This window comes from Neisseria sp. P0009.S007 (genome assembly GCF_051962515.1).
Genome location: NZ_JBQCVF010000049.1, coordinates 8,172 through 14,479, shown reverse-complemented (window position 1 = coordinate 14,479; position 6,308 = coordinate 8,172). Strand labels below are relative to the sequence as shown.

At 52.4% G+C, this 6,308-nt stretch carries 8 protein-coding genes; 3 read left to right on the top strand and 5 right to left on the bottom strand.

Going from position 1 to position 6,308, the window contains the following annotated elements; all coding sequences use genetic code 11:
• The 3 genes from ACTHS3_RS06405 to ACTHS3_RS06395 form a co-directional block, all read right to left on the bottom strand.
• Window positions 1-659: ParA family protein (locus ACTHS3_RS06405; protein ID WP_440367433.1), on the bottom strand; the 659-nt coding region annotated here is incomplete at its 3' end.
• 67 nt (window positions 660-726) lie between these two features.
• Window positions 727-1,356 (bottom strand): 16S rRNA (guanine(527)-N(7))-methyltransferase RsmG, encoded by a 630-nt coding sequence (rsmG, locus tag ACTHS3_RS06400; RefSeq protein WP_070624678.1) that lies wholly within the window; start codon window positions 1,354-1,356, stop codon window positions 727-729.
• Window positions 1,357-1,438: 82 nt separating this feature from the next.
• On the bottom strand, window positions 1,439-1,933 hold the full coding sequence (locus ACTHS3_RS06395; RefSeq protein ID WP_070624680.1) for a hypothetical protein: 495 nt from the start codon (window positions 1,931-1,933) through the stop codon (window positions 1,439-1,441).
• 434 nt (window positions 1,934-2,367) lie between these two features.
• Here ACTHS3_RS06395 and ACTHS3_RS06390 point away from each other — a divergent pair, with 434 nt between their 5' ends.
• The 3 genes from ACTHS3_RS06390 to ACTHS3_RS06380 all read left to right on the top strand — a co-directional run bounded on the left by ACTHS3_RS06390 (window position 2,368) and on the right by ACTHS3_RS06380 (window position 5,202).
• Window positions 2,368-3,840 carry a malate:quinone oxidoreductase gene (locus tag ACTHS3_RS06390; protein WP_049329291.1) on the top strand — a complete coding sequence of 491 codons (1,473 nt, stop codon included), beginning with the start codon at window positions 2,368-2,370 and terminating at the stop codon, window positions 3,838-3,840.
• A 143-nt stretch (window positions 3,841-3,983) separates the two neighbouring features.
• Window positions 3,984-4,766, top strand: a complete 783-nt coding sequence (gene trpC / locus ACTHS3_RS06385; RefSeq protein WP_440367430.1) for an indole-3-glycerol phosphate synthase TrpC — start codon at window positions 3,984-3,986, stop codon at window positions 4,764-4,766.
• A 64-nt stretch (window positions 4,767-4,830) separates the two neighbouring features.
• The gene (locus ACTHS3_RS06380) at window positions 4,831-5,202 is read left to right on the top strand and encodes a DUF488 domain-containing protein (protein WP_440367429.1); all 372 of its coding nucleotides are present in this window, start codon (window positions 4,831-4,833) and stop codon (window positions 5,200-5,202) included.
• Window positions 5,203-5,274: 72 nt separating this feature from the next.
• Here ACTHS3_RS06380 and ACTHS3_RS06375 read toward each other — a convergent pair whose 3' ends face one another.
• Together ACTHS3_RS06375 and ACTHS3_RS06370 are read right to left on the bottom strand one after the other, a co-directional pair.
• Complete coding sequence (locus ACTHS3_RS06375; RefSeq protein WP_049336846.1) at window positions 5,275-5,907, bottom strand: DUF421 domain-containing protein; 633 nt, start codon at window positions 5,905-5,907, stop codon at window positions 5,275-5,277.
• Between the two features lie 14 nt (window positions 5,908-5,921).
• Window positions 5,922-6,308 (bottom strand): DUF3290 family protein (locus ACTHS3_RS06370; RefSeq protein ID WP_440367427.1); only part of this gene is annotated, 387 nt, incomplete at its 5' end.

Below are 6,308 nucleotides of genomic sequence, written 5' to 3'. Positions count from 1 at the left end.
AGGCGGATGTTGCGGGGGATGACGGTGTCGAAGAGCAGGTTGCCGAAGTGTTGTTTGAGCTGTTCGCTGACTTCGACGACGAGGCGGCTGCGGCTGTCGTACATGGTGCGGACGATGCCGGTTACGTCGAGGTCGGGGTTGATGGCTTGGCGGATTTTGCGGACGGTGGCCACTAGGTCGGAAATGCCTTCGAGGGCGTAGTATTCGCAAAGCATGGGGACGATGACACCGTTGGCGGCGACAAGGCCGTTGAGGGTGAGCAGGGTCAGGGACGGGGGGCAGTCGATGAGGACGTAGTCGTAGTCGTCGGCAACGAGCTGCAGGGCGTTTTTGAGGCGGATTTCGCGTGCGATTTCTTGGACGAGTTCGACTTCTGCGCCGGCCAGTGTACGGTTGGCGCCCAATACGTCGTAGCCGCCTTCTTTGCTGCGGACGACGGCGTTGGGGATGTCGGTTTCGCCGAGGACAACTTGGTAAACGCCGTTTTCGATGGTGGCTTTGTTGATGCCGCTGCCTGTGGTGGCGTTGCCTTGGGGGTCGAGGTCGACGACGAGGACGCGGCGGCCTTTGGAGGCTAGGGAGGCGGCTAGGTTGACGGTGGTGGTGGTTTTGCCGACTCCGCCTTTTTGGTTGGCGACGGCGAGGATTTGTGCGCTCATGTGCTTTGCTGTCGTATTAAGTGTGGATGGCTGGATTGTACCGTTATTCGGTATGCTTGGGTTGTTTTCAGACGGCCTTTTTGCGGATGATGACGATATGGCGTTCGGCATTGAGTTGGGGAACGTGCAATGCTTCGACTTTTTCGACGGCGACGCTTTCGGGCAGTTTGTCGATTTCTTCTTGCGGATATACGCCTTTCATGGCCGCCCAGTAGCCGCCGTCTTTGAGGAGGTGCTCGGTCCAGTTGACGAAGTCGGCGAGTTCGGCAAAGGCGCGGCTGGTGATGACGTCGGCGCGGCAGTCGGCGGCGGCTTCTACGCGGCCGCTGATGACGCGGACGTTTTTAAGGCCGAGTTCGATGACGGCTTGTTGCAGAAAGGCGGTTTTTTTGGTGTTGGCATCGAGGAGGGTGATGTCAAGGTCGGGACGACAGATGGCGGTGGGTATGCCGGGCTGTCCGCCGCCGGAGCCGACGTCGAGCATGGTTTGGGCGTGTTCGATATTGGGTAAGAGGGTCAGGCTGTCGAGTAGGTGATGGCTGACGGTTTGGGCAGGATTGCGCAGGGCGGTCAGATTGTAGGTTTTGTTCCACTTTTGCAGCAGGGCGGCATAGTCTAGGAGTTTGGCCTGTTTGGCTTCGTCGATGTCCAAACCCAATGCCTGTATGCCGTCGCGGAGCTGTTGCGCCTGATTCATTTGTTATTCCTTATTGGTTAAAACGCGTTGGATGTAATGGTAACGGAAAGCATGCCGTCTGAAAATGTTTGTACCTGTTGAATCAACGTTTCATTTTGTGAAAGACGATGGGCTGCTCCGGCGCGCGCGTGAGCTGTTTGGGCAGGGTCAGCATGGCGATGATCCATACGGAGAGGGTGTAGTAAAACACGCCTTGCCCGCGCATACCGGCCAATGCGGCATTGCCTAAGATGGCTTTAAAAATCAAACCTGCCGCCGCCGAGGCACACGCTGCGACACCGGCAAGGAAAATGGCGTAACGTGAATGCCGGCGCATCATTTTTTTATACGCCAGCTTGGTCAGTCCGCCGGCAATCGGCAGGTTGAGGAAGGCAAACATGCCGCAGACAAACCATGCGACGGAATCCTGCCAACCGCTTTGCCATGCCCATGCGCCGTCTTTGACCGTGACCAGCAGGCCTTGGCCGTCTGAAAAGGCGATTTGCACGATATTGTGCAATATCATCGCCAGCGGCAGGGTGAGGAACATCAGTGCGACCAATAGGGGGCGGTAGGGCTTTTCTTGTGTCAGATACATGGCGGTTTGCCTTGTTGTGGGATAAGTCGAAATGATAGCAGATTGGCGGTTGATTCACGTTTGTTAGCGCTGAAATTGCTGACAAAAACGGTCAATTAAAAAAGAAATGAAAAATTCTTTTTTCTTGGCAAACGTTGGTAGATAAAGGTTAAGAAAACGTTTTCAGACGGCCTAATCTCTTATTTTTATATGAACCGAACAGAAAATCTTTGCATTTCTCCGTAAAATCTACTAAATTCTCAATAACATATTATAAAGACCTGAAATCTGGAACCCAAACCGAAACTGCCTTCCGCCATTTACGCTCGGAAACTCAGCAGGCAACAAAAGTTTCACACACAACAAAAATACAAAATAATTCCTATGAAATCAGTTGTTTATAATGATAGATAACCACAAGGCAAACCATGCCTGACTTTAGTAGGAGTAAAACCATGGCTGAAGCAACCGATGTCGTATTAGTAGGCGGCGGCATTATGAGCGCCACTTTGGGCGTATTGCTCAAAGAACTCGAACCATCTTGGGAAATCACCCTGATCGAACGCTTGGAAGATGTAGCGTTGGAATCATCAAATGCATGGAACAATGCCGGTACGGGACACTCTGCGCTGTGTGAATTGAACTATGCGCCCCTGACTGCCGACGGCACGATCGATCCGACCCGCGCCCTCAATATTGCCGAACAATTCCATATCAGCCGCCAATTTTGGGCGACTTTGGTCGAAGAAGGCAAACTGACCGACCGCACTTTCATCAATTCCGTTCCCCATATGTCGCTGGTGATGAACGCCGACCATTGCAGTTATCTGCAAAAACGTTTCGACGTGTTCAAAAACCAAAAACTCTTTGAAAAAATGGAGTTTTCTACTGACCGCGCCAAAATTGCCGAATGGGCGCCGCTGGTTGTCAACGGCCGTGATGAAAACCAATCCATCGCCGCCAACTACTCCGCCGAAGGCACAGATGTCGATTTCGGCAGCCTGACCCGCCAGATGGTCAAATACTTGAGCGACAAAGGCGTAAAAATCAAATTCAACCGCCATGTCGACGACCTCAATCGCGAATCGGACGGCGCATGGGTGCTGAAAACCAGCAGCACCAAAGACGATGACGACCCGTTGACACTCCGCACCCGTTTCGTCTTCCTCGGCGCAGGCGGCGGCGCACTGACCCTGCTGCAAAAATCTGGTATCCCCGAAGGCAAAGGCTACGGCGGCTTTCCGGTTTCCGGCCTCTTCTTCCGCAATAGCAATCCCGAAACGGCCGCGCAACACAACGCCAAAGTGTACGGCCAAGCCTCAGTCGGCGCACCCCCTATGTCCGTTCCGCATTTGGATACCCGCAACGTGGACGGCCAACGCCATTTGATGTTCGGCCCGTATGCAGGCTTCCGCCCCAACTTCCTCAAACAAGGCTCGCTCATGGATCTGCCGATGTCCATCCACATGGACAACCTCTATCCTATGCTCCGCGCCGGTTGGGCTAATATGCCGCTGACCAAATACCTCTTGGGCGAATTGCGCAAAACCAAAGAAGAACGCTTCACTTCGCTCTTAGAGTATTATCCGGAAGCCAATCCTGACGATTGGGAACTGATTACCGCCGGTCAACGCGTACAAATCATCAAAAAAGACCCGAAAAAAGGCGGCGTACTCCAATTTGGTACCGAAATCGTCGCTCATGCCGACGGCTCGCTGGCCGCATTGCTGGGCGCGTCCCCAGGTGCATCAACCGCCGTACCTTTGATGATTAAGCTGATCAACCAATGCTTCCCAGATCATGCCGAATCATGGTCAGGCCGTCTGAAAGAATTGGTGCCCGGCTACGGTATCAAGCTAAACGACAATCCGTCTTTGGCGGACGAAATCATCAGCCACAACGCGTCCGTTTTGGGCATTCATCACTAAATTGAAGCAGACACAAAGGCGGGCATTCTTGCCCGCCTTTTTTCAAACCATTAAAATAGCGGCATTCAGGCCGTCTGAAATCTAATCTGCAGCAGCATGTTGCACGATTCAAACCCGAAAATCAGCCCCAATAGAAAAACGCCATGACCGATATTCTCAACAAAATCCTTGCCACCAAAGCAGAAGAAGTGGCCGCCCAAAAAGCTGCCGTTTCCTTGGAAGACATCAAAGCCCAAGCGCAGGCTGCCGCGCCGGTTCGCAGCTTTATCGGCTCGATCCGTGAAAAACACACGCAGAATCTACCTGCCATTATTGCCGAAGTCAAAAAAGCCAGCCCGAGCAAAGGCCTGATCCGTCCTGATTTTCATCCTGCTGAAATCGCCGCTGCCTATGAAAAAGCCGGTGCAGCCTGCTTGTCCGTGTTGACGGACGAACCTTACTTCCAAGGCTCGCCGGAGTATTTGAAACAGGCGCGTGCGGCCGTGGCGCTGCCGGTCTTGCGTAAAGACTTTATCATCGACGAATACCAAATCTATCAGGCGCGCGCGTGGGGTGCGGATGCGGTTCTTCTGATTGCCGCCGCATTGGAAGCCGGGCAGCTTGAGCGTTTTGAAGCCGTTGCCCACGAATTAGGCATGACTGTATTGTTGGAGTTGCACGATGTGTCCGAGCTGGAAAAATGCCGCAACATGACCACGCCGTTGTGGGGCGTCAACAACCGCAACCTGCGTACGTTTGAAGTGACCCTGCAACAAACCCTCGACCTCTTGCCTGAATTGAACGGCAAAACCGTTGTAACCGAAAGCGGCATCCGCAACAAAGAAGACGTCGATTTCATGCGCGACCACGGCGTGCATACTTTCCTGATCGGCGAAACCTTTATGCGTGCCGACGATATCGAAGCAGAAGTCAAAAAACTGTTCTAAACCCTAAAAAACATCAGGCCGTCTGAATTTTCAGATGGCCTGAATCCATTGGAGACGAGAAAAAATGTTTGCCGTACAGCGCATTTACGCCTATCAACCCGATTCTAAACAAACCGCCGTCTTTATCGACCGCCTTTATCCGCGCGGCGTCCATAAAGAAGTTTTCGCTACGGCGCTTTGGCTGAAAGACATTACGCCCAGTGCAAACCTGCGTCGCTGGTATCACGAAAATCCGGCTGAGAATTTTGACGGTTTTGTCAGCCGTTATCATGAAGAGCTGCAAGGCGATGCCGAGCAGGCCGCCATCAAGCGGCTGCTGGATTTGGAGCGGCAACACGGCAATATCCTGCTGCTGACCGCCGTCAAAGATCCCCGACATTCCCACGTCTCTGCGCTGGCTCAATTTTTGGGCACAACGTTTGAATATCGCGATTAAAAAATCAGTGTTTGAACCGGATACAAAAAGGCCGTCTGAAATCAAGGTTTCAGACGGCCTGCTATTTTCAAATCAAGAAGGATAACGGTGTGCCACCAATTTTCCGTCTATGTATTCGCCGATATAGACTTGCGAGGCTTCAAGGTGGAGGCGGTCGAGTTCCTGTTGCAGCCATTCTTCATCACGCTTAATGATTTCGAGGATGTCGGGGTCAACTTGGCCGTCTGTAATCAGTGGATAGCGCAAGCTTTCGTCGCCGTACTTAATGACGGCGAGCTGGCCGTTTTGTTCCATCACGGCACGTTTGACGGCAGAGATTTCGTAGATGCCGGCGGCGCGGAGTTTGAACATGAGGTCGTGTGCGCTGATGCCGTTTTTCATGCATTCATCGGTTTGGATTTTGCCGTTGACGATAACCCAGACGGATTTGCCGTCAATGATGGATTTGACCCAGCGGTTGTGGTTTTTGATGAATTTCAGGCTCAAAACCAACAGCGTCCACAAAATCAGCACGAGGAAAAATTGCAACAGGCCGACGCTGTCGCTGTAAATCACGCCGCCGATGATGCCGCCGAGTACATAGTTTTGCACTTGGTCCATGGCGGAGGTCGGCGCGAGGTTGCCTTTACCTAAGAGGTTGATTTGCAAAATCAAACCTAAAATACCCATCAGCAGTTTGAGGGCGAGCAGGGAGTATGCTTCCATGTGTGTGTATCCTGTTATTCTTTATCGATGAGTTCGATATTGTTGTTGACCAAATTGATGGGCGTCAGCGTGTAGGCGGAGAAGTCTTGATTGAAATGGACTTCGTAGTATTGGTTTTTAATGCCGATAATCATGCCGTTGAACAGGCGCGTGCTGTTGACGATGATGTCTTGTTTTTCAACTTTTTGGTTTTCAATCAAGGCATTGAGAAAGCCGACCATGCGCGACGTATCGGCGGCAAAGTTTTGACGCTCGCTGTACGAAAGATATTGCGTGCCGCAGATGAGGATGAGCAACAGCAGCGCAATAATGCTCAGGTCGCGGTATTTGGTGTCCATGCGGTGGCGCAGGTATTGCGATACGGCGAGCAGGAGGATGACGAGGGCGGCGAAAATCAGGAT

Excerpts from the sequence above, each read along its gene's own strand:
- trpC (WP_440367430.1), top strand. The coding sequence starts at position 3,984 with ATGACCGATATTCTCAACAAAATCCTTGCCACCAAAGCAGAAGAAGTG.
- ACTHS3_RS06390 (WP_049329291.1), top strand. The coding sequence starts at position 2,368 with ATGGCTGAAGCAACCGATGTCGTATTAGTAGGCGGCGGCATTATGAGC.
- ACTHS3_RS06380 (WP_440367429.1), top strand. The coding sequence starts at position 4,831 with ATGTTTGCCGTACAGCGCATTTACGCCTATCAACCCGATTCTAAACAA.
- ACTHS3_RS06375 (WP_049336846.1), bottom strand. The coding sequence starts at position 5,907 with ATGGAAGCATACTCCCTGCTCGCCCTCAAACTGCTGATGGGTATTTTA.
- rsmG (WP_070624678.1), bottom strand. The coding sequence starts at position 1,356 with ATGAATCAGGCGCAACAGCTCCGCGACGGCATACAGGCATTGGGTTTG.
- ACTHS3_RS06395 (WP_070624680.1), bottom strand. The coding sequence starts at position 1,933 with ATGTATCTGACACAAGAAAAGCCCTACCGCCCCCTATTGGTCGCACTG.